Consider the following 22634-nt stretch of genomic DNA (forward strand, 5'->3'; position numbering starts at 1 on the left):
GACATTACAGGCATTAATTTACGAAATCCAGCTGCTCCGGCACCGGAGACTGACGGCTCATTCGGGCACCCAGTCCCTGGAAAAGACGTTCGATTCGGTCATACCCTCTGTCAATATGATGAACCTGCTCGACAATGGTACATCCTTGAGCCGCTAGACCCGCTATGACCAGCGCAGCCCCTGCCCGCAGATCGGTAGCCTCTACCGTAGCCCCGTACAGACGAGAAACTCCTCTTATAAAAGCAGCATTTGCATCAACCGTAATATCAGCACCCATTACATTTAGTTCATCTACATGTTTGAATCGGCTTTCGAAGACGGTCTCTTTCATGACACTGAATCCGTCCGCCAAGGAAAGCAGAACCATGACCTGAGATTGCAAATCCGTCGGAAAAGACGGGTAAGGGGAGGTAACGATCCTTTCCACTGCTTTGGGACGACTCATACAACTTACGGTCATTATATCATTCAAGATGCCGATTTGAACACCAGCCCGCCTGAGGACATGAATCAGAGCAGACAAGTGGGATGGATTGCAGTGGGTCAGCGACACACTTCCTCGTGTAGCTGCAGCTGCGATCATAACCGTTCCAGCTACTATGCGGTCAGGAATGACCTCATACGTACACGGATTGAGGCGACTGACCCCCGTAATTGTAATTGTGTCGGTTCCAGCACCGATAATGCGGGCTCCCATGGCATTCAAGAAGTTTTGTAGATCCTGAATTTCCGGTTCCCTCGCTGCATTGGTGATCGTTGTTCGTCCTTCAGCCAACGCAGCGGCCATCATAATATTTTCCGTTGCACCTACACTCGGGAAATCCATGTGGATGTCCGAGCCGATTAGCTTGTGGGCTCGAAATGTAATTTGCTCGTCTTTTTCCTCTATCTCTGCGCCAAGAGCTTTTAAGCCCTCTAGGTGAAGATCAATTTTGCGCTCGCCTATGGCGCAGCCTCCGGGCTGGTAAATGGAAACTTCTCCATATCTGGCGAGCAGCGGTCCCATCAGAAAGATAGATGAGCGCATTTGCTTCATCAAATCTTCTGGAATTTGGAACGTTCGGACGGACGACGTATCCACGTATACCGTTTCCTCTTCATGTCGGCATGTACAGCCGAGTCTTTCAAGGATGTGCAGCATGACCTTAATGTCTAAAAGATGGGGCACATTCCGAATTTCTACCTTACCTTGTGCTAGTAAGCTCGCTGCAAGAATAGGTAGTGCCGCATTTTTTGCCCCATGGATACGTATGGTGCCTGACAGGGGACGGCCTCCCTCAATCACCAATTTGTCCAATGTATCACCTCCGAGTTTACCGCTCACCCACTACGAAAACCTCCGGAACTAGCTTGATGCCGGTTTGAGATGATATTGTACTTTGAATATGCTTCATTAGGGTAAGCACGTCCTCTGCTGTCGCTTGACCGGTATTTACAATGAAATTGGCATGCTGTACAGATACCTCTGCGCCTCCCGCCTTCAAGCCCTTGAGACCTGCGCTCTCAATAAGACGAGCAGCATAGTCTCCTGGAGGATTACGGAATACGCTTCCTGCACAAGCTAACTGTAACGGCTGGGTCAGCCGGCGGCGGTCTTTAAAAGCCGCAAGTGCTGCTGAAATTTCCTCGCGGTCGCCCCGCTTCATCCGAAACACTGCCTCTGTCACCATTCCACGTTGCTCATGCAACACGGAGTGACGATAGCTGAAATGCATATTCTCGGCATCGTACACAACCAATTCCCCTGTATCCAGCACAATCTCAGCGGACTGGAATATTTGTGACACATCAGACCCATGGGCACCGGCGTTCATGTAGACAGCCCCACCGACTGATCCTGGGATACCACCAGCAAATTCAAGGCCGGACAGGCCCTGCTTGCTGGCCATAACGCACAGTTTGACCAGTGAAACGCCTCCTCCAGCAACGATCTGTTCATCTTCAAAATGAACATAATCAAATCCTGGCCCCAGCTTGATCACAAGTCCCCGTATCCCTTTGTCAGAGACGAGCATGTTGGAGCCCCGACCCAACTGCATCCAGGGAATTCCGTGCTCGCTAGCCAGCTTCAATACTCTTGCCAGCTGCTCTTTGGTATCCGGGATGACAATTGCATCCGCAGGGCCTCCAATCCTCCATGTCGTATATTTGGACAGCGGCTCATGCTCCAGCACTTTTCCGATATCATGCTCCGCTAATAATGGCATCCATTGCTGCATTGTACTGAAACCTCCTTGTTGCTTGCCCCGCATGGTTATAAGGCTCTCACCTGACAACCGGCAGCCTGAGTGATGGTCACAATCTATAGGGTATCCTATGTAAATACCATCCGGTGTGTGACAACCGCCCAATTCTGCGCTGCAGACTACCTTTTATGGGCAAGACGTTCCATTTCTTTTACTAAAATATCTGCGGAGTCAGGCTTGCCAAGCGCAGACGCCGACTCTGCCATACGACTCCGCCATGCCTCATCCTTCATAATTCCCGCTATAGTTTGAAACAGGGCCGGGCCACTCAGTTCCTTTTCTACAATCATGACGGATGCGCCTGCCTTTTCAAGTGTACGAGCATTAGCCTCCTGATGGTTATTCGTCACATTAGGTGATGGGATCAGAATGGACGGAATGCCCAACGATGTAATCTCTGCCAAGAAGGACGCACCTGCGCGATTAACAATTAATGAGGTACAAGCCAGCACCTCTGGCATATTGTGAATATAGGGAAGCACGTGTAGATGATTGGGCAATGAGCCGATCTGATTCCGTATGCTATCCAGCGTTTGCTCATAATAAGATTCACCGGTTACATATACAAAATGGACGTCTTTCAGTTGCGAAAGTTGCGGAGCCATTGCAATCATGGCGTCATTAATGGCCTTCGCTCCCCTGCTGCCACCGACCACAAGGACGACCGAGCTGTTCATCGGTACCCCAATAGTAGCAAATCCCCGATCCCGGTTAGCCAAACGAACTGTTGTAGCACGCGGGTTCCCGGTGTACAGTACATTTTTAGCTTTGGGGAAAGCTCCTTCTGAGCCTTCAAAGCTAACAGCCACTGTATCCACATAGCGACTCAGAAATGTATTAGTCAGCCCTGGAATTGCATTTTGCTCATGAATAATGCTGGGAATTCCCAACTTGGAAGCTGCATAAACGACGGGGCCGCATACATATCCCCCGGTGCCAATAACGACATCTGGCTTAAATTTCTTTAATAATGCTTTGGATCTGCGAACCCCTTTGAAAAAGCGCATGATCGTTTTTATATTTTCCACAGACAAGCTGCGACGAAATCCTGTGATATCAATAGCCTCAAATGGAATTTTTTCCTGAGGAACCAACTTGCTTTCGAGTCCTCGTTGACCGCCAATGTATAAAAATTCAGCGTCCGAATCAATCTCTTCGCACTGTCTGGCTACGGCCAGCGCCGGATAAATATGCCCTCCGGTGCCGCCGCCGCTCAACACGACGCGCATAAACGTTCACCTCGCATAACGTGATAAATTTAGTAAAATGCCCAGAGCAGTTAGCATTAAGGTCAGAGAAGAACCTCCATAGCTGATTAAGGGCAGTGTTATTCCTGTCACCGGCATTAAACCGATAACGACACCAATATTAATGACGACCTGTACCGCGACCATTGCGACAATACCCACCGCAAGCAAACTACCATAGGTATCCGGAATGGTTATAGCGACACGCATTCCTCTCCACACGAGAACCAAAAAGAGCCCCAACACCGCCATTCCACCGATAAAGCCAAGCTCCTCCGCCAAAATGGAAAAAATAAAATCAGTCTGCGGCTCAGGAACGTAGCTATATTTTTGTCGACTCATGCCAAGCCCCAAGCCCGCCAGGCCGCCTGGACCAATCGCATATAGCGATTGAATAATTTGATAACCTGCGCCAAGCGGATCGGACCAAGGGTCCAGAAAAGCGGTGATGCGCTGAAGCCGATAAGGCGCAGCTGCAATCAGTGCAGCAAACCCTGCTGCTCCCGACAAAGCCAGCAGACCGAGATGCTTCATACGCGCGCCTGCCGTAAATACGATGAGCATGGACGCTCCCATCATTACCGTGCCAGTGCCCAAATCGGGCTGGAGCATAATAAGCCCAAAAGCCAGTCCCATGAGTCCAAGCGGGGGCAACAGGCCGCGCGTAAAAGAGCTAATATCATAGTCAGGACGACTGAGCCAACGAGCGAGAAAAAGAATCATACCCAGCTTCATAAACTCGGAAGGCTGAATGCCGAAAGAGCTAATACCGAGCCAGCTTCGTGCCCCGCCTCTTACTACACCAATGCCGGGAATTAATACGGCAACCAGCAACGCAAGACAGATCAACAACACAACCTTGGCATATTTCTGCCAGATCCGGTAGTCCGTTCTGGCAGTAAAGTACATCGCTACAAGACCGAGCCCTGCAAATAGCAATTGCCGCTTTACAAAATAGTAGGAGTCCCCGTACTCGTGAAAAGCGAGGACGGCGCCCGCACTGTATACCATAACCATGCCGATGGCTAATAAGCTTACAATACAAACGAAAAGCCATAGATCCGGCGCTGGACGAGATTGCTTCATCAGGAGGCCACCCCTTGCATAAAAGTAGGGGCTTATCCAACCCCCCTACTTACAATTTATGCGCCGCCTCTTTAAAAATACGTCCACGCTCTTCATAGGATCGGAACATATCCCAGCTTGCACAGGCGGGTGAGAGTAATACTACATCTCCCGTCTCAGCAAATTCAGCAGCCTTGTTCACAGCCTCCACGAGCGTAGCGGCGGCATCCTCCCCATTATCGACGACCTTGACATGCTCTATTCCGGCCTGCTGGGCGCGCTCAGCCAACTTATGCCGTGTCTCACCCAAGAGCACAACGGCTTTCACACCTTCCTGCAAGGAAGGTACGAGCTCTGTATAATCAGAACCGCGATCCAATCCTCCGGCAATGAGTACAATGGGTTGCTTAAAGGAAGATAAGGCCATCATTGTTGCTTTCGAATTGGTTGCTTTGGAATTATTGTAATAAGCTACACCAGCGTGTTCTAAAACATATTCAAGCCGATGTTCGACGCCGCGAAAAGTACTTAATGGTTCCGCCAAATTCGCTGGTTCTGCGCCTGCAGCAATGGCGATTGCGCAAGCAGCAAGAGCATTTTCTACGTTAAAACGACCCGGAAGTCCAATCTCAGCTACGCCTATAATGGGATGCAGCACACCATTTCCATCGCGGTATACGATGCTACGTTCAATATCGTCCGTCACATCCGGTATGTATGGCGGGTCAGCAAACAACCCTTCCTGCAAACGTTCTGTCATAGAGAACGGAAGCAGCTTCGCTTTTATATAGGGTACGAGCTCCCGGCAGACGGGGTCATCCCAGTTCACCACCGCAGTATCCGCCGCCGTTTGATTGGCAAATAGACGCGCCTTGGATGCAACGTAGTCCTCCATGCCTCCGTGGTAGTCCAAATGGGTCTCAGCTACATTGAGCAGGCAGGCCACAGCGGGCTTGAAATCCTTTGTTCCTTTTAACTGAAAGCTGCTCAGCTCCACAACCATCCACTCGTCCGACTTGGCGTCCACAGCCGCCTCACATAAGGGCGTACCGATATTACCAGCCACGATTGGATTCATGCCGGATGCCTCCAACAGCTTGCCTACCCAAGTGGTCGTGGTCGTCTTTCCGTTGGAGCCAGTAATTCCGATGATCGGAGCTTTACATAGATGGTAGGCGACCTCAACCTCGGTCACGACCTCAATGCCGAGCTCGACAGCTTTCTGTACGGGAGGAGCCGTATAAGGAATCCCTGGATTTTTGACAACCAGCTTCACTCCAGGATGAATTAGCCCCTCTGGGTGACCCCCGCATAAAACGGAAATTCCCAAAGCCTCTAATTCAGAAGCTTCGGGACATTGTTCCCTATCTTTTTTATCATTGACTGTCAGCTTGGCTCCGGCCTGGTGCAGCACCTTGGCAACTTGCACGCCGCTTTTGGCCAGCCCGATAATGACGACTTCCTGATCTCTGTATGCGTCTGGATGGTTCATTTGTCTACAACCCCTTGTTGAGATAAAGTCCGAGTCCTGCCAACAACAGTCCTACAGCCCAGAATGTAATAACTACGCGCCATTCGGACCAGCCGGACAGCTCGAAATGATGATGAATCGGGCTCATTTTGAAAATACGCTTGCCACGTGTTTTAAAAGAAGCTACTTGCAAGACCACGGACAGCATTTCAATTACGAATACACCACCGATAATGAGGAACAAAATTTCGCTTTTCGTAACGATGGCAATGGCACCTATGGCGCCGCCGATTCCCAGCGAGCCTGTGTCACCCATAAACACCTTGGCAGGATGAGCATTATACACGAGAAATCCGAGTACAGCGCCAATCATAGCCGCTGAGCATACTGCTGCCGGAAGCGAGGTCGCCTGAATCGCGACAATGGCATAAGCAGCAAAGGCAATGGCACTTGTACCGGACAGCAGCCCGTCCAGCCCATCCGTGAAATTGACAGCATTGCTAATCGCCAGCATCATGATAATGATGAACGGATAATAAAACCAGCCGCCCCAATCAAATGACCATGACGTTCCAGGGATGCCGATCGCAGTACTATGATCATTACTAAGCAGAAGCCAGCACATGATCGCGCCAAACAATAATTGCCCAAACAGCTTTTGACGCGCCGTCAGACCTAACGAGCGTTTGAATACAATCTTGATATAGTCGTCCAAAAAGCCGATCAGCCCAAAACCCAGCGTAGCAACCAGCAGAACGTAAAAGTCCGTATTTTTGATAGCTGAAAACTTAAGAAAGGTCAGCGTAAAAGCCACCAGAATCACGATACCGCCCATTGTAGGCGTACCTATTTTTTTAAGATGGCTTTGTGGCCCGTCATCCCGGACCTGCTGGCCGAATTTCATTCGCCGCAGCAGCGGAATGAGCAGTGGAGCGGCAATGACCGCCAATATAAACGATACGACGATCGTCAGCAGTAATAATTGAATATCCATGGGAGTCTCCCTCTCGTCAACATCAGTTCTGTAGCGGACCGTTTTTCAGCGCATCCACAATTTTTTCTAGTCGCATCCCTCTGGATGCCTTAACCAGCACAATATCATTGGCGTGTAGATGAACCAGCAAATACTGGATCAGCTCTTGCTTATCTGTATAAGCGTGCACGTTAGCAGTTGGCATCAACCCTTGCGCACCCTGCGCAATCGAAGTGCCTAACGCACCGTAGGTAAACAGTACTTCTACGTCATGCTTTGCCGCGAAAATTCCAATTTCCTCATGGAATTGCTTTTCCTCAGGTCCCAGCTCCAGCATGTCACCAAGCACGGCGATTTTACGTCCGTCCGTTTTATACGCAGACAACGTCTGAATTGCAGCCTTCATTGAAGCCGGACTGGCATTATAAGCGTCGTTTAGCACGGTAAGTCCATTAGGACAGTTCACGACCTCAATGCGCATGCCCGTCAGCTTTAAAGACGACAACCCTTTACGTATATGGTCTGCATCGACATTGAAATGACGCGCTACCGCCAGTGCTGCCAAACCATTTACAACATTGTGCTGTCCAAGCAAGGGAAGCCGGAAAGCCTCTTTGCCATATTGGGCTGTTATAAATAAGCTGCCTTCTCCATCGGAAGTGATTTCAGTTGGATAGTCATCGTTACCTGCAACTAGCCCGAACGTAAACAATTTTAAACCTTCAGGCTTGACCGTTTCAGACTCCGCCAACACTTGTGAAAGCAGTGGTTCATCTCCGTTGTAGATCAGCAAACCACCAGCCTTAAGGCCACTTGTGATCTCCAACTTTGCACGAGCGATTTCCGCACGAGAACCAAGCTGCAGCAAGTGCGATTCGCCTATGTTCGTTATGATAGCTACATCTGGTTGGGCAATATTAGCCAGCAGACGAATCTCTCCACGTCCACTCATGCCCATCTCCAGAATGAGAATATCTGTATCCTGCGGCATGGACAGTACCGTTAAAGGCAAACCGATATGATTGTTATAATTCCCTTCGGTTTTGTGTACTTTAAAAGTCGTGCCCAGCAGAGCGTTTACGATGTCTTTCGTTGTCGTCTTGCCGTTGCTTCCCGTGATCCCAACGACAGAAACGCCGGTTTCGCGTAAGTATGCAGCTGCTAGATGCTGAAGGGCTTCTAACGTATCCTCTACCTCAATAGCGTTCTCAGCCGGAGGTGCTCCATGATCCTTTTGCCATAAAAATGCAGCTGCACCTGCCTCGCTTACGATCTGCTGCACATAATTATGCCCATCAAACCGTTCGCCCACGAGTGGAACAAACAACCCTTGGCTCTGCGGCCTGCGAGAATCTGTAAAAACGCCTTCGACCATCTGTTCGGTGTCCGCTTCTCCGTGAAGTATTCCTCCACACATAGATGCAATCTGACCGATTGTTCTTTTCATCACTTGGATAAACCCCTTATCGCTTCTTTGGCTACGATGCGGTCATCGAATTCATGCACCGTTTTTCCGATCAACTGGTAAGTCTCATGACCTTTTCCCGCAATCAATACTACATCGTCAGGGCTTGCCATTTCAACAGCTTTATGAATTGCAGTTCTGCGATCCACGATCAATTCGTATCGTTCTGCGGGTACACCTTCGTCGATCAACCCTTGTTCGATGTCTTTCAAAATCACTTTCGGATCTTCTGTTCGCGGATTGTCGGAAGTAATAAACGAGTGATCGCTGTAACGCGCAGCAATTTTCCCCATCAATGGGCGTTTCGTACGATCTCGGTCGCCGCCGCATCCAAATACACACCATACTTTACCGACCGCAAATTCCTTTACGGTGCGAAGGACATTTTCCAATCCGTCCGGTGTATGGGCATAATCTACAATAACAGCAAAGGACTGACCCGCATCTACAGGCTCTACCCGCCCATCTACGCCTGCAATAGACTCTAGACTACGCTTGATATCCACCAACGAGATTCCTTCCAGCAAAGCAGCGGTAATGGCCGCCAGTGCGTTGTACACATTGAACTTGCCTACCATTCGAAGCTCAATATCGGTATCTCCTTTAAAAGTAGACACATGAAAGGAGGTTCCCTTGGAACCTATAGTGATACGAGATGCCTGCACATCAGACTCCTTTTCCACGCCGTATGTAATCACTTGGGCCGCAGTTTGAGCCTGCAAATAGGAAGAAGCCGGATCGTCTGCATTCAGAACAGCATATTTGCTATCGGATGCATCCCGCGAGAAAGCATTTCCCAACCTAGAGAATAAAAGTCCTTTTGCAGCACGGTACTCCTCCATTGTGTTGTGGTAGTCCAGGTGGTCCTGCGTCAGGTTTGTAAATATAGCGGTGCGAAAATCAGTTCCTTTGACGCGGCCCTGCTCCAACGCATGTGAGGATACTTCCATGACACAGCATTGAACCCCCTGCTCTGCCATATTTCCGAGATAACGTTGCAGTTCCACCGCTTCGGGCGTAGTGCCAGACATTGGGTAAGACTGACCACCGTAACGCATTTGAATCGTACCAATCAGTCCGGTGTTCACCCCCGCATCCTTCATGATCTTTTCAATCAGATAAGTTATCGTTGTTTTACCGTTGGTTCCGGTTATGCCGATCATGCGCATGCGTCGGCTCGGTGAATCAAACATATAATCTGCCAAAACCGCCATGGCATGTCGTGCATCCTTAACTACAAGCTGCGGAACAGGTACATCCAGTTCACGTTCAACGACCAAAGCTGCCGCCCCGGACGCAATTGCCTGCTCAGCATAGTCATGTCCGTCCACTGTAAAACCTGGCAAACACAGAAATAAATCCCCCGGTTGCACTCGACGTGAATCCGCCCCGATTCCTCGGCAATCCACTGTACCGTCACCCACCACACGGGAGACGGCCAGCAGTGAAGCCAATTGTTGAAGCTGCATCTTTCATTCCTCCATTGCTCTCTCGTTATTCATAGTATGGTATAAAATGAACCTATCAATCCCCCATGTAAATACGGATCGTTGATCCCCGCTCCAATCTGGAGCCCGGCTTCGGCGCCTGACTCACGACCGTCTTGCCTGACCCAGATTTCACGAGCATAAAGTTCATATTCATATCTTCGTACAAATCAGCTGCAGTGGCACCTACTAGATCAGGTACCGTTTCGATCGGATTTTCTCCATACTTGTACTCTTTGGCAATTTGATTGGTGCGAGGCGGTATTTTCAAGGCAATCAGCGCGTCCTTTAAAATATTTTGCACGATTGGCGCAGCAACCACCCCGCCGAATTGAATGCCCTTCGGGTTATCGACAGCGGTATAGACGACGATTTGCGGATCATCCGCCGGGGCAAAACCAATAAAGGATACAATATGCTCCGAGGAAGAATAACGTCCGTTAATCACCTTTTGTGCCGTCCCCGTTTTACCTCCTACCCGGTAGCCTTCAATGAAAGCAGGACGACCTGTACCTTTAGCAACGACGCTCTCCAGCGCTTCTCTTACCTGTCGGGAGGTCTCCTCTGAAATGACCCTACGTACTAGTTCTGGTTCTACTTTTTCCAGCACTTTTCCGGTTCCCGGCTGAACCCAACCTTTTGTAATGTGAGGCTTATAAAGATTACCGCCATTGATTGCCGCCGATACTGCCGTTACCTGCTGGATCGGAGTGACAGACACCCCTTGACCAAAAGCGGTTGTCGCCAGTTCTACAGGACCGACCTGAGGTAGCTTGAACAAAATGCCGTTGCCCTCACCAATCATGTCGATTCCCGTTTTGCTGCCGAAGCCGAAATTGCGAATGTACTTGAAAAGTGTTTCTTTACCTAACCGCTGCCCCAATGTTACAAAACCGGGGTTGCAAGAATTCTCCACCACTTGAAGGAACGTTTGGCTTCCATGTCCGCCTTTCTTCCAGCAACGCAGGCGTGCTCCACCGACTTCAATATATCCCGGATCAAAAAAACGGTCATTTTTGAGATTGACCTTCTTTTCTTCCAAGGCAGCCGCCAGTGTAATAATTTTGAAAGTAGACCCAGGTTCATATGTCATCCAGATAGGCAGATTTCGATTATAGATTTCAGGCGCATACTGCTTGTATAGTGCTGGCTCATAGCTTGGTCGTCCAGCCATGCCTAATATTTCACCCGTCTTGGGGTTCATAGCAATAGACAACGCGGACTTCGCCTGAAATTTGACCATGGCTTGGTCAAGCTCCCGTTCCATAATGGACTGCACAGACTTATCAATGGTTAATTGTAAATTCAGTCCATCCTTCGGTTCAATGTATTTTTCAGAAGAACCAGGCATCAGACGACCACCTGCATCTGATAAATACGCAATGCTTCCGTCGATTCCCCGAAGCTTACTGTTTTGCTGCTTCTCTACGCCTGTCAGCCCTTGATTATCAATTCCTGTAAACCCAAGAATATGAGCCGCTAGATCACCATAAGGATAATAACGTTTGTTGTCTTCAGCAACAACGATACCCGGCAGCTTCAAATCACGAATTTGCTGCGCTTTCTCCATCGTAATTTTTCGTCCGCCGGGCTGAAGTTTTTGGCTTGCTGTTCGTTTGGTAATCAGCTTGAGCACTTTATCCTCACTCATATCCAGCAAGGGCGCCAGCCTGCGTGCCGTTTCTTCCGGCTTCTTAATTTGCACTGGTATCGCCATGACTGTCGGCGAACTGACATTGTAGGTCAGCGCCGTACCCTGCCGATCCAAAATTTCGCCGCGCTTGGCGGCAAATGGAATATTGCGGCGCCACGAATCCTCAGCCTTGGCCGAGAGCTCGCCTCCTTTACCCAATTGAACATAGGCGAGCCGGATCGACAAGGCCGCAAACAGTACAAATAATCCCATTAGCCCCCATACCAGCCTCCGCCGCATGGTCACGTTAGATTTTTTCAAACGCGCTCCCTCCGTTCCTCAAATACTCATGACATGTCTTACCTCATGAATATTCAAAAGAACGGACATTAGAACAAGCTATCAGTTATCCTCGCCTTTAATCGCAGCAGCACTTTTCTCATCTGCAACAGCAGATATTCCTCCCTTAGGAGCTCCCGCGTCTGTTCCAGCATCAGCAGTAGTACTGGATTCGGTTTTAGTATCGGCCTCCGTTTTTGTTGCGCTGCCGGTCTGGTTAGCTGCAACTCCATTGGTCGAGTCCTGTGTTTCCTCCGGTTTCACTCCGGTCACCGTTTCTTTGGCCGGCTGAAGCGTCACGCTGACGATCCGCTTTCCATTTACCATTTGCGCCTTTTGAGAGACAACATAACCTTCGCCGCTTACCTGCACACCAACCTTCATAAGGGTCAGAACTTGAAGTGTGTCACGCAACGAAACACCTGTAAAATCAGGAATAGTCATGTTGGCACTATCCTCAGTCAGCAAGTAAATGCGTTGTCCGGGTTTCATTTTGACGCCTGCTTCAGGATATTGGCGAACAATTTTGGAGCCTTTGCCTACCGTTTCATAGGCAATTCCCTGTTTGAGCAATGCATTTTGCGCATCTTTCTTCACCTGACCAGTTAATGTTGGTACCGTTGGCAAATTCACTGTTTTTACAACAGCGCCACCTGATTTATTCGTTTTAGTTCCCGTTTTTGGGACCCCCATATATTGCAACGATTGGGATACGATTTTTTTAAATACAGGCGCTGCTGCTGTACCGCCGCCTACTGATTTGTTAGGTTCATCCATAACAACCAAAACAGCTATTTTCGGATCATTTACTGGTGCAAAACCTATAAAGGACACGACATCCTTCGAATGGTCATATACTTTTCCGACGACCTTCGTCGCTGTACCTGTTTTACCGGCTACACGATATCCGTCAATATAAGCAAGGCGTCCCGTACCAATTTCTTGGTCAGATACGACCTGTTCCAGATAGCTGCTTGTCCGGACTGCCGATTCCCGAGTAATCACTTGGCGGACTTCCTTCGGTTGAATCGTCTGAACTTCGCCTGTATCTGGGTTCATGATTTCTTTCACCAGATGAGGTTGCATCAGCTTCCCCCCGTTAGCAATTGCCGAAATTGCAGCTACCTGCTGGATTGGCGTTACCTGAACACGTCCGTGTCCATACGAAGCCGTTGCCACCTCGGATTTGTACTGGGTATGGAAAGTAATAGCTCCGGTAGACTCACTCGGAAGATCAATGCCTGTTTTCACGCCGAATCCAAAGTTATTAATATATTTCTTCAGCCTTTCGCCACCCAACTTATCCAATCCCAGATGGACGAAACCGACGTTACTTGAACGCTTGACCCCCTGAAGATAGGTTAACGTTCCCCAGTTACGGCTTACATCACGAATATCCCAGCCTCCGACCCGAATCATACCAGATTGGTAGGATTCATTTGGATTGAACACCTTTTCTTGAACCGCAGCTGCCAAGGTGACAATCTTAAACGTGGAACCAGGCTCGTAGATAGATTGAGTAGCATTATTACGGAAATATTCCAAGGGTGTACTCCCATATGTATTGGGATTAAAATTCGGGTAAGTCGCCATACCGAGAACATCCATCGTTTGGGGATCAGCAGCTACTACAGTCATCGTTTTCGGGTTGTATTTTGCAATAGCTTCCTGCATGGCATCCTCTATATAATACTGAATCGTATCGTCAATCGTCAGCTTTAAATTTTTACCATTTTGTGCCGGCTCATAGACACTTTCCGATCCTTGAAGAGGAACTCCCTTCCGATCCCGCTGATACAGAAGCTTTCCAGCCGTCCCCGAGAGCTCTTTATTATAATAAGCTTCCAACCCCATACCTGCTGTGCCATCTTTTCTTTGATAGCCAAGAACATGGGAAGCCAGCTTATTTTCCGGATAATAGCGTTTGGATTCTTGAACCGTGTCCACAGCTCCAATTACTTCATACTTATCCTTCAAATACTCTTTGAACGTATCCACTTGTGCCTTGACCTCAGGATCTACCTTCCAGCCCCCATTACGAATCTCGCGATTTTTTAAGTAGTTCCCCTTTTTATCCTTTGCAGAAAGATGTCCTCTCAGCTCATCCTCAGGCGTTTTGAGTAACTGGTGCAGCTTAGCTACAACCTCATTCTCCAAATCATACTCCTGAATGATGCTAGGATTGACAACTACCGTATAAGCCGGTGCATCCGTAGCCAATACGTTTCCTTTACGGTCCGTAATGGTTCCACGCTTGGGTTGAATCACCTGATCTCTTTCTACTTGATTAACTACCAGGTTATGCCAGTACTCCCCACTCACAACTTGAATCCAAAATACCTTAAGTAGCAGAACAAGAAAAAAGAGGGTAATACATCCCCCTATTAGCAGTGTGCGAAGCTTTATTCTTTTGACCATAGCTCAAACCTCTCTGCAAAAAAATGTACGTCAGAGCATAGCTTGATGCTATGCCCTTAACTATTTGGCAGCCTGCTTTTCCACACGAATGGGCTCTCTTGTTGGTTCGATATATCCCTGTTCCTTTGCAGTCGGCACGATCTGATTTTCCAGACGCTCCTTTTGAATCTTCAGTTGGGCGATATTGGTCTGTAATTTGGAAATGTCCTTGCTTGCCGTATTAATCGAATAATTGATTTGATAAATGTGAGCGTACCTGCTAATCAACATACCAGCAATGACAATGCACGCTACAAGTGTCAATAGATACAGCAGCTTTTCTCGAATCGGCAGCTCTCTGCGGCGTGTAACGACTTTGGTGGTCTCACGATACCGTTGTTGCTGAACCTGTTCCTGACGGGCTCTTTCTTTTACAGCCAAATTACCGCGTGTATAAGCCATGTCGCCTCTCCTTCTCCATTAAATTTACAATTTTTCGGCAACTCTCAGCTTCGCTGACCGGGACCGTGGATTAAGCTCCAATTCCTGCTCTGACGCCACAATCGGCTTACGGTTCACCAGCTTCAGATCGCCTATCATTTTGTCCTCCAAAATAGGCAAATCAGATGGATAGATACTTTTCGCCAAATACTCCTTGAAAATATGCTTGCATATCCGATCCTCCAGAGAATGGAATGTAATGACCGAAATTCTGCCTCCTGGAGCCAGACATCTTATTGCCTGATGCAAAGTATCTTCCAGTGCACCCAACTCATCATTCACAGCAATCCGCAAAGCCTGGAAACTGCGTTTAGCCGGATGTCCCCCGGTTCTGCGTGCCGCAGCCGGAATTCCTTCTTTGATAATATCGACAAGTTCCCCTGTTGTGTGAATAGGCTTGTTCAATCGACGTTCAATCATGATCTTTGCGATCCGCCGTGAAAACTTCTCTTCTCCGTAATGAAACAAAATACGCGCAATCTCTGCTTCCGACCATTCATTGACAATTTCGTAAGCCGTAAGCGAGCTACTCTGATCCATCCGCATATCAAGCGGTGCATCATGATTGTAGCTAAATCCCCGTTCCCCCTCATCGAACTGGGGCGAGGATACACCCAGATCGAACAAAATACCCTGGACTTGCGGGACGCCGTCTTTTTCGGGCAATCCCAGCTCGGTCAGCTTGTCCTGCAAGTGGCGGAAGTTGGATTTCACTAAGGAAATCTTTCCTTCATAGGCTGACAGCTTCTCTCGCGCATTGTTCAATGCCCAGTCGTCCTGATCAAAGGCAATGAGCCTTCCCTCAGGGCCAAGCTGTGATGCAATGACGGAACTGTGTCCTGCCCCTCCCAACGTGCAGTCCACATAAATCCCGTCCTGCCTGATGTTTAGTGCCTGTGTTGCTTCTTCTTTGAGTACGGTAATGTGGTGAAACAAACGGCTGACCTCCTAAATTACAATTCAAAGTTGAAATCAACCAATTTCTCAGCAATGTCGTTAAATGCTTCTTCTGATTGGTTGAAATATTGCTCCCAAGTATGCTTGCTCCAAATCTCTACACGGGTGGACACTCCCAATACGACGCACTCTTTAGTAAGCTTGGCGTATTCGCACAAATTCCCCGGTAAATTTACCCTGCCCTGTTTGTCCAATTCGCATTCAGTCGCCCCCGAGAAAAAAAAACGGGTAAACGCCCGCGCATCGGCCTTCATCAGAGGCAGTGCTTTAAGTTTTTTCTCCATGACAGCCCACTCATCCATGGGATACACGAAGAGGCATTGGTCCAGCCCGCGGGTAACCACGAACGAGGCACCGAGAAGTTCACGAAACTTGGCCGGTACAGTAAGCCGACCCTTCTCATCAATGCTATGTTGGAACTCCCCCATAAACATTGGTTTCGTCACCCCTTACCCCATTCTCCCACTTTGGCCCACTTTCCACCACCTAAGCATAATAGATTCGCTTTAAAAAATCAAAGACCTCTTTTTCATTACCAAAAAGTGATAGAAGCCGGATCCATACCCTTATGTCTGTTATTGTAGCCCTGCGTCACAAGATGCAAAAAAGCCCCTTACCCCATGAAGCCGGCCCCCGACAATATGCATCAGGTTTCGAAACAACACGGAATAAAGGGCTTACTCTCTGTCCATTATGCCAACCTAAACAAACACTTGCATTAAAAACGCAACACTTTTGCAGCGAAAATCGTGATGAAATAATCCGATTACGCGTTCCAGCTGTCCAAATAGATCTTTTGGTCTTCAGTTAACGTGTCAATTTGGATTCCCAGACTATCAAGCTTGAATCGAGCTACCTGCTCATCAATTTCATAAGGTACATTAATAACAGCTTTGCCTAGCTCATTGTAACGATCATTCACATATTTCAAGCCAAGCGCCTGAAGCGCAAATGTCGTATCCATAATTTCCGCAGGATGACCATCAGCAGCAGCCAGATTCACGAGGCGTCCTTCTGCCAGCAAATACATTTTACGTCCATCTTTAAAGCGATATTCCTCGATATTGCGACGCACCGTACGAATGGATTCGGAACGTTTAGCAAGCTCAGGCTTACTAACCTCCACATCAAAATGCCCTGCGTTACACAGCACAGCTCCATCCTTCATCACATCAAAGTGTTCTCCTGTAATTACAGCCTTGTTTCCAGTTACTGTAATAAAGAAGTCGCCCAGTTTGGCAGCTTCTACCATCGGCAAGACATGGAAACCATCCATATGGGCTTCTACTGCCTTGATTGGATCAACTTCGGTTACAACAACGTTGGCTCCTAGCCCTTTCGCACGCATTGCAACCCCTTTGCCACACCAGCCATAACCTACCACAACCACTGTACTTCCGGCTACAACCAGATTAGTCGTACGAATAATGCCGTCGAAAGCTGACTGTCCTGTACCATAGCGGTTATCAAACAAATATTTGCAGTAAGCATCATTAACAGCCACCATCGGAAAGTGAAGTTGCCCTTCTTTTTCCAAAGCCTTCAAACGAATAATTCCAGTAGTTGTCTCCTCTGCTCCCCCACGGATCGTAGAAATCAGATCAGGCCGTTCGGATTGCAACAGAGTAACCAAGTCACCACCATCATCTATAATGAGATCCGGCTTTGTTTCCAGTGCCTTGATTTGCAAATTTTTGAATTCTTCCGGGTCCGGATTGTATTTAGCTAATACTGTAACGCCATCTTCAACTAATGCGGCGCAAACATCATCTTGTGTGGACAACGGATTACTACCCGTAATAGTTACCTGCGCTCCACCTGCTTGTACCACTTTAGCCAGATAAGCCGTTTTGGCCTCCAGATGTAGACAGATGGTTACCTTCAGACCAGCAAAAGGCTGCTCTTGCTCGAATTGTTGACGTATACGGTTCAATACTGGCATATGGGCTTCTACCCAATCAATTTTCAAATGACCTTCAGGGGCCAATTTAAGATCGTGAACTATGCTATTTTGCAGAGAATGGGAAGTCATACTTTGTTTCCTCCTTCATATTGGTTAAATTTGAACCATGATAAATCCTATATAAAATAATAAATCATACATAAATAACGCGATGCGTACCCGTCAGATCCAATGGTGCACTCATAATCATATCAATCAGGCTGAGACCATGACGGTTCAGAAAATGATAGATCGTATACGCCCGCTCCTGCGGCTGTCCAAATGGAAAAAGCGACCACTCAATACGATCCCACTGGCGAAGTGCTGTTTCATTTTGCCGAAGCAACGCTTCCTGAACTTTTGCCTCCAGATAGGCGATCTGTGCCAGAATCTTATCGCGGTTGGTTTCTCCGAGCGGTAGCAAACCTTTTTCAATCAAACCTGTCTGCTGCACAAGCGGTTCGTACATGCGGACAAAAGCTTCCTTAGCCCCGGAAAACTGATCCTGCATTCCAAGCTGATCTTGAGTGGCGATCCATTGCTTTTTCCGTTCCTCAAGTCCGTCTCTAACTTGACCAAAACTCAATTCATACTTAAGCATATGCTTCTCCACGCCTGGCTCTACCAACGTAAAAGACATTCGTGGCAGCAGTATCGGCATCTGCATCTCCAACACCCCGAAAGCATCCCGTGTAATCGCCCAGTAAGCAATCTCTCCTAGACCCAGCACAGATGCCAGCACCGGAAACAGTGAATCCTGCATTAGAGGACGAGTTAGCACATTGTTACTAAAACGTTCGGGATGTCTATCTATCTCTTCAAGCAGTTCATCCACAGTAAACACCACCAGACCGTGTCGGTCCGTGAATAGTCCAGCTTTTTTGAAAAGCAGCAAGCGTTCATCTTCATGGATATAAAAGAGATTCGCGCCACCTTCATGCACATCGGCTTGTAAATGATATCCATAATCTACGATCCGCGCAGCAGTCGTCCGGTAAGCCTGCTCCAACTCATCATTGTGCTGAACCAGCCGCTTAAAAACGGATGCTTCCAGCTTGCGTAGCGAAGGATCTGCTGAATCCAAGAGTACTAATCCATAGGTGCCGAACAAAAGGCCCAGCAACTTGGCAAAGGCTTCACTCAGTCCATATGAATCCGTTAGCCCGTTCTCAATCATGCGCATTATATCAGCCTTATGTTCTGAATCTGGCAAGCTTTGCTCTATATCCGCTATCGCTTGCTTCCACTCAACAGCCTCAACTTTAATGGCACTAACCGAAGAACGGCGTTCAGGTTGCTTATTCAGCTTGATTTTGACGGCTTGTGGGTCATTTGCCATTACGTATGTATGATTGACCTCGTCCCAGTCATGATCTTCGCCAGCAATCCAGAAGACGGGAATAACCGGACGTCCAAGCCGTTCCTCAGCTTCTCTCGCCGCCTTAATTAGGGTAGCAGCTTTGTAAATGACCAGCATCGGACCTGTGAACAATCCGCTTTGCTGCCCGCCAGCTACTACTAAGGCATCTGGACTTTCCAGACGGTCCAATGAAGCACGAACCGCCTCATACGAATTGTATTTCTCATTGTATATACGAAGACATGCTACGATATCCTTACGGTTTAATCGCAGATGCCCCGTCTTATCCAGCCACTTCGCCCGTTGGGCATAAGCATCAGCGTGCAGCACATTATATTCATACAAGTCGCTTGCGCGTCCTGTACCCTGTATATAATCTTCTGCCAAAGCCGACCCTCCGCGAAGCGTTTCCGGAATTATCTTCATGGGTCTGCCTCCTGTCTCCACTAAAACCTTACTGCTTGATTGTACCGAAAGCCCATGTCCACGTCAAAGCTTCCTACAAAAAAAACCGCCGAATAACTCGGCGGTTGGTGCATAAAACAAGATCAGGCGTAAGGCTCAGCTACAAAATGTCCTTTAGACACTTCGATGAGCGTGGCATTTTCCAGGTTATAAGCCCCTGTCTTGCTGCCAGATGCATCATGAATCGGGCCTGCTTGGTCGCCTGGCATAATAATCCGTTTTTTGTTGGCTTCTACTTCTGGATCAGGAAGTGGGATCGCCGACAAAAGCATTTTCGTATAAGGATGGATCGGATTTGCATACAATTCAGCACTTTCTGCAAGCTCGACCATTCTACCCATATACATTACAGCTACCCGATCACTGATGTGCTTGACCATCGACAGATCATGCGCAATGAACAGGTATGTCAGACCCAAACGTTCTTGAAGCTCTTTTAACAGGTTGACAACCTGAGCCTGAATAGATACGTCAAGAGCTGAAATCGGCTCATCACAAATGATGAATTTAGGATTAACCGCTAGTGCGCGTGCAATGCCGATCCGTTGACGTTGACCACCAGAAAACTCATGCGGATAGCGTGTTGCATGGTCAGGGTTCAAACCAACCAGATCAAGTAACTCTTCAATCCGTTTCTTACGTTCTGCACGGCTACCCGCCATATTGTGAATATCCAGTGCCTCACCAATAATATCAGAAACGGTAAAACGCGGGTTCAATGATGCATACGGATCTTGAAAGATCATCTGCATATCACGGCGCATTGCTTTCATTTTACTTGGTGATAATTTGTAAATATCCGTACCGTTAAAACGCACGCTACCTGCTGTAGGTTCATACAAGCGCAAAATCGTACGACCCGCTGTAGACTTACCACAGCCGGATTCGCCAACCATACCCAGCGTTTCACCCTCGCGAATATAGAAATTCAGGTTGTCCACCGCTTTGAGCACACGGTTTTTGCCAACATTAAAATACTTTTTAAGACCTTCAACCTCAATTAAATTGTTGCTACTCACCATGATCTCACCTCCTATTTCTTCAACTTCGGATCAAGCGCATCACGCAAGCCGTCGCCAAAAAGGTTGAACGCAAGCATAATCAAACTGATCAAACCTGCTGGGAAAAGCATCCGCCACGGGTAATACATCCACCCGGTCAGAGCCGATTCAATCATTGAACCCAGCGACGCCTGAGGAGCCTGTACCCCTAATCCAAGGAAGCTCAGGAATGCCTCAGAGAAAATAGCACTTGGAACTGTCAAAGTCAGTGTGACAATGATTGGTCCTACCGCATTAGGCAACAAGTGACGGAACAGCAAACGACCTGCACCAGCACCCATTGAACGGGAAGCAAGTACGAATTCTCGGTTTTTAAGTTGTAACATCTCACCACGTACAATCCACGACATGTTAATCCACCCCGTTACACAGAGCGCAATAATAATTGTAGTGATACTTGGCTCCAGTACAACCAGCAACAGGATCGTAACAAGCAAGTAAGGAATGGAGTACAAGATTTCAGAAAATTTATTCATGATTTCATCAACGCGGCCACCAAAGTAACCCATAATTCCACCATAAATAACTCCAATCATCAAGTCAATCATTGCAGCAGCCAAACCAATAATCAAGGAAATCCGAGCGCCCATCCAAGTACGTACAAACATATCACGTCCCAGATCATCTGTTCCGAACCAATGTTCCGCCGAAGGAGGAAGATTGGTGCTCAACAAATCATTGGTGCGATCATCGTATGGGGACAGCATCGGCCCAACAATTGAAGCAAGCACAATGAGAACCAACACACTCAAGCTCGTCATTGCCAGTTTATTTTTACGAAGTCGTTCCCAAGCATCTCGCCAAGCGGACAAGCTTTCGCGCTGAATAACTTCAGACTGCTTTTCATCCGCCCCGACCTTCTGGAAATCTTCCGGTTTTACCTGAAGCTTATCCAAGTTCACAGCATTATCTTTAACAGACATAAAGTTATCCCTCCTTCCCGCCAGTAAGCTTAATCCGCGGATCAATAAATCCATATGCAATATCTGTAATAAAACGCGCCACCATCAGCAAAATACCGTAAAAAATAGTAACTCCCATAATCATGGTATAATCGCGGGTTGTAATACTATCTACGAATACCTTACCAATACCGCCAATCCCGAAGATACGTTCAATAACAACTGAACCCGTAATAATATTGGCCGTCATGGGTCCCACATAGGTAACAACCGGCAAAATAGCATTACGTACAACGTGTTTGAACATAATTGTAATGGATTTCAAGCCTTTAGCTTTGGCAGTCTTAATGTAATCCGCATGAAGCACTTCCAGCATGCTGGAACGCGTTAGTCGAGCGATAAACGCAATTGGGGAAGCAGATAAAGCTGCAACAGGCAGAACGTAGTCCATCGGACCGTCAAAGCCCATAACATTAAACCAACCTAACTGTTGAGCGAAGAAAAATTGAATCAACGATGCTAGAACGAAGCTGGGAACCGCAATCCCCATGATAGCTAATACCATTGCAACGTTATCTATTAGCCTACGATGATACAAAGCTGCCAGCATACCTAGCAAGAGACCGACAATTATCGACACGATTATGGCAACAAAACCTAGTTTGAGGGAAACCGTAAAAGTTTGTCCGATAATGTCAGTTACACTTTGATTCAGCTTTTTCATAGAAATACCAAAATCACCTGAAGCAATATCACCTAAGTATTTAAAATATTGGACATATACAGGCTTATCCAGCCCATATTGTTCCATTAACCGGGCTTGAATCTCAGGAGAAGTCGCTTTTTCACTCATGAAGGGGTTACCCGGAATTGCTTTCATGAGAAAAAACGTCGCAGAGATCAGAATGAACAAAGATAGCAGCATATAGAAAAATTTACTGATCAAATAACGCGTCATTGCCCGTTTACACCCCCCATAAATTTTTTTCGACACCATTCGATTTTATCGAAATAGAATTGGACTGTCCAATCTACTTATTTGCATGGTTACATGATGATGGAAAAGACCATGACACACAAAAAAAACGGGATATATATGGTTCTATCCACATATATATCCCGA

The 22634-nt window shown here is 47.7% G+C and carries 18 protein-coding genes; all 18 read right to left on the bottom strand.

The window, feature by feature from the left end; all coding sequences use genetic code 11:
- Positions 1 to 13 precede the first annotated feature (13 nt).
- The gene (gene murA, locus ACM1ND_RS17680) at positions 14 to 1324 is read right to left on the bottom strand and encodes a UDP-N-acetylglucosamine 1-carboxyvinyltransferase (RefSeq protein WP_176716858.1); all 1311 of its coding nucleotides are present in this window, start codon (positions 1322 to 1324) and stop codon (positions 14 to 16) included.
- Complete coding sequence (murB, locus tag ACM1ND_RS17685; RefSeq protein WP_028540483.1) at positions 1314 to 2219, bottom strand: UDP-N-acetylmuramate dehydrogenase; 906 nt, start codon at positions 2217 to 2219, stop codon at positions 1314 to 1316. Before murB ends, murA begins: the two co-directional genes overlap by 11 nt.
- Positions 2220 to 2365: 146 nt before the next feature.
- Entirely contained in the window at positions 2366 to 3475 is a 1110-nt protein-coding gene (gene murG, locus ACM1ND_RS17690; RefSeq protein WP_418026397.1) for an undecaprenyldiphospho-muramoylpentapeptide beta-N-acetylglucosaminyltransferase, read from the bottom strand.
- Between the two features lie 6 nt (positions 3476 to 3481).
- Positions 3482 to 4579, bottom strand: a complete 1098-nt coding sequence (spoVE, locus tag ACM1ND_RS17695; protein WP_023989448.1) for a stage V sporulation protein E — start codon at positions 4577 to 4579, stop codon at positions 3482 to 3484.
- A gap of 49 nt (positions 4580 to 4628) precedes the next feature.
- A complete protein-coding gene (gene murD / locus ACM1ND_RS17700; protein ID WP_028540480.1) occupies positions 4629 to 6050 on the bottom strand; it encodes a UDP-N-acetylmuramoyl-L-alanine--D-glutamate ligase in 1422 nt (473 codons plus the stop codon).
- 4 nt (positions 6051 to 6054) lie between these two features.
- Positions 6055 to 7023, bottom strand: coding sequence for a phospho-N-acetylmuramoyl-pentapeptide-transferase (gene mraY / locus ACM1ND_RS17705; RefSeq protein ID WP_013311092.1), 969 nt, complete (start codon positions 7021 to 7023; stop codon positions 6055 to 6057).
- A 22-nt stretch (positions 7024 to 7045) separates the two neighbouring features.
- A complete protein-coding gene (locus tag ACM1ND_RS17710) occupies positions 7046 to 8449 on the bottom strand; it encodes a UDP-N-acetylmuramoyl-tripeptide--D-alanyl-D-alanine ligase (RefSeq protein WP_418028037.1) in 1404 nt (467 codons plus the stop codon).
- Positions 8449 to 9936, bottom strand: a complete 1488-nt coding sequence (locus ACM1ND_RS17715) for a UDP-N-acetylmuramoyl-L-alanyl-D-glutamate--2,6-diaminopimelate ligase (RefSeq protein WP_071558481.1) — start codon at positions 9934 to 9936, stop codon at positions 8449 to 8451. The genes ACM1ND_RS17710 and ACM1ND_RS17715 overlap by 1 nt, the downstream gene beginning before the upstream one ends.
- Before the next feature lie 55 nt (positions 9937 to 9991).
- Complete coding sequence (locus tag ACM1ND_RS17720) at positions 9992 to 11908, bottom strand: stage V sporulation protein D (protein WP_043882263.1); 1917 nt, start codon at positions 11906 to 11908, stop codon at positions 9992 to 9994.
- 81 nt (positions 11909 to 11989) lie between these two features.
- Complete coding sequence (locus tag ACM1ND_RS17725) at positions 11990 to 14344, bottom strand: penicillin-binding transpeptidase domain-containing protein (RefSeq protein WP_071558480.1); 2355 nt, start codon at positions 14342 to 14344, stop codon at positions 11990 to 11992.
- Between the two features lie 60 nt (positions 14345 to 14404).
- Positions 14405 to 14785, bottom strand: coding sequence for a hypothetical protein (locus ACM1ND_RS17730; protein WP_028540475.1), 381 nt, complete (start codon positions 14783 to 14785; stop codon positions 14405 to 14407).
- Positions 14786 to 14809: 24 nt separating this feature from the next.
- Positions 14810 to 15760 carry a 16S rRNA (cytosine(1402)-N(4))-methyltransferase RsmH gene (gene rsmH, locus ACM1ND_RS17735; protein WP_023989455.1) on the bottom strand — a complete coding sequence of 317 codons (951 nt, stop codon included), beginning with the start codon at positions 15758 to 15760 and terminating at the stop codon, positions 14810 to 14812.
- A gap of 17 nt (positions 15761 to 15777) precedes the next feature.
- The gene (gene mraZ, locus ACM1ND_RS17740) at positions 15778 to 16215 is read right to left on the bottom strand and encodes a division/cell wall cluster transcriptional repressor MraZ (protein WP_013311099.1); all 438 of its coding nucleotides are present in this window, start codon (positions 16213 to 16215) and stop codon (positions 15778 to 15780) included.
- A 332-nt stretch (positions 16216 to 16547) separates the two neighbouring features.
- Positions 16548 to 17813 (bottom strand): adenosylhomocysteinase, encoded by a 1266-nt coding sequence (locus ACM1ND_RS17745; RefSeq protein ID WP_013311100.1) that lies wholly within the window; start codon positions 17811 to 17813, stop codon positions 16548 to 16550.
- 64 nt (positions 17814 to 17877) lie between these two features.
- Positions 17878 to 19509: a bacillithiol biosynthesis cysteine-adding enzyme BshC gene (bshC, locus tag ACM1ND_RS17750; protein WP_338532644.1), complete on the bottom strand. Its 1632-nt coding sequence runs from the start codon at positions 19507 to 19509 to the stop codon at positions 17878 to 17880.
- A gap of 122 nt (positions 19510 to 19631) precedes the next feature.
- Complete coding sequence (locus ACM1ND_RS17755) at positions 19632 to 20570, bottom strand: ABC transporter ATP-binding protein (RefSeq protein WP_013311102.1); 939 nt, start codon at positions 20568 to 20570, stop codon at positions 19632 to 19634.
- 11 nt (positions 20571 to 20581) lie between these two features.
- The gene (locus ACM1ND_RS17760; protein ID WP_013311103.1) at positions 20582 to 21532 is read right to left on the bottom strand and encodes an ABC transporter permease; all 951 of its coding nucleotides are present in this window, start codon (positions 21530 to 21532) and stop codon (positions 20582 to 20584) included.
- 4 nt (positions 21533 to 21536) lie between these two features.
- A complete protein-coding gene (locus ACM1ND_RS17765; RefSeq protein WP_023989458.1) occupies positions 21537 to 22469 on the bottom strand; it encodes an ABC transporter permease in 933 nt (310 codons plus the stop codon).
- Between the last annotated feature and the right edge of the window lie 165 nt (positions 22470 to 22634).

Origin of the sequence: Paenibacillus sp. JJ1722, assembly GCF_048282685.1 — a bacterium.
Lineage (GTDB): Bacteria > Bacillota > Bacilli > Paenibacillales > Paenibacillaceae > Paenibacillus > Paenibacillus polymyxa_B.

Excerpts from the sequence above, each read along its gene's own strand:
- murD (WP_028540480.1), bottom strand. The coding sequence starts at position 6,050 with ATGAACCATCCAGACGCATACAGAGATCAGGAAGTCGTCATTATCGGG.
- ACM1ND_RS17725 (WP_071558480.1), bottom strand. The coding sequence starts at position 14,344 with ATGGTCAAAAGAATAAAGCTTCGCACACTGCTAATAGGGGGATGTATT.
- spoVE (WP_023989448.1), bottom strand. The coding sequence starts at position 4,579 with ATGAAGCAATCTCGTCCAGCGCCGGATCTATGGCTTTTCGTTTGTATT.
- ACM1ND_RS17730 (WP_028540475.1), bottom strand. The coding sequence starts at position 14,785 with ATGGCTTATACACGCGGTAATTTGGCTGTAAAAGAAAGAGCCCGTCAG.
- ACM1ND_RS17715 (WP_071558481.1), bottom strand. The coding sequence starts at position 9,936 with ATGCAGCTTCAACAATTGGCTTCACTGCTGGCCGTCTCCCGTGTGGTG.
- bshC (WP_338532644.1), bottom strand. The coding sequence starts at position 19,509 with ATGAAGATAATTCCGGAAACGCTTCGCGGAGGGTCGGCTTTGGCAGAA.
- ACM1ND_RS17765 (WP_023989458.1), bottom strand. The coding sequence starts at position 22,469 with ATGACGCGTTATTTGATCAGTAAATTTTTCTATATGCTGCTATCTTTG.
- mraZ (WP_013311099.1), bottom strand. The coding sequence starts at position 16,215 with ATGTTTATGGGGGAGTTCCAACATAGCATTGATGAGAAGGGTCGGCTT.
- murB (WP_028540483.1), bottom strand. The coding sequence starts at position 2,219 with ATGCAGCAATGGATGCCATTATTAGCGGAGCATGATATCGGAAAAGTG.
- ACM1ND_RS17755 (WP_013311102.1), bottom strand. The coding sequence starts at position 20,570 with ATGGTGAGTAGCAACAATTTAATTGAGGTTGAAGGTCTTAAAAAGTAT.
- ACM1ND_RS17760 (WP_013311103.1), bottom strand. The coding sequence starts at position 21,532 with ATGTCTGTTAAAGATAATGCTGTGAACTTGGATAAGCTTCAGGTAAAA.
- ACM1ND_RS17710 (WP_418028037.1), bottom strand. The coding sequence starts at position 8,449 with ATGAAAAGAACAATCGGTCAGATTGCATCTATGTGTGGAGGAATACTT.
- ACM1ND_RS17745 (WP_013311100.1), bottom strand. The coding sequence starts at position 17,813 with ATGACTTCCCATTCTCTGCAAAATAGCATAGTTCACGATCTTAAATTG.
- murG (WP_418026397.1), bottom strand. The coding sequence starts at position 3,475 with ATGCGCGTCGTGTTGAGCGGCGGCGGCACCGGAGGGCATATTTATCCG.
- mraY (WP_013311092.1), bottom strand. The coding sequence starts at position 7,023 with ATGGATATTCAATTATTACTGCTGACGATCGTCGTATCGTTTATATTG.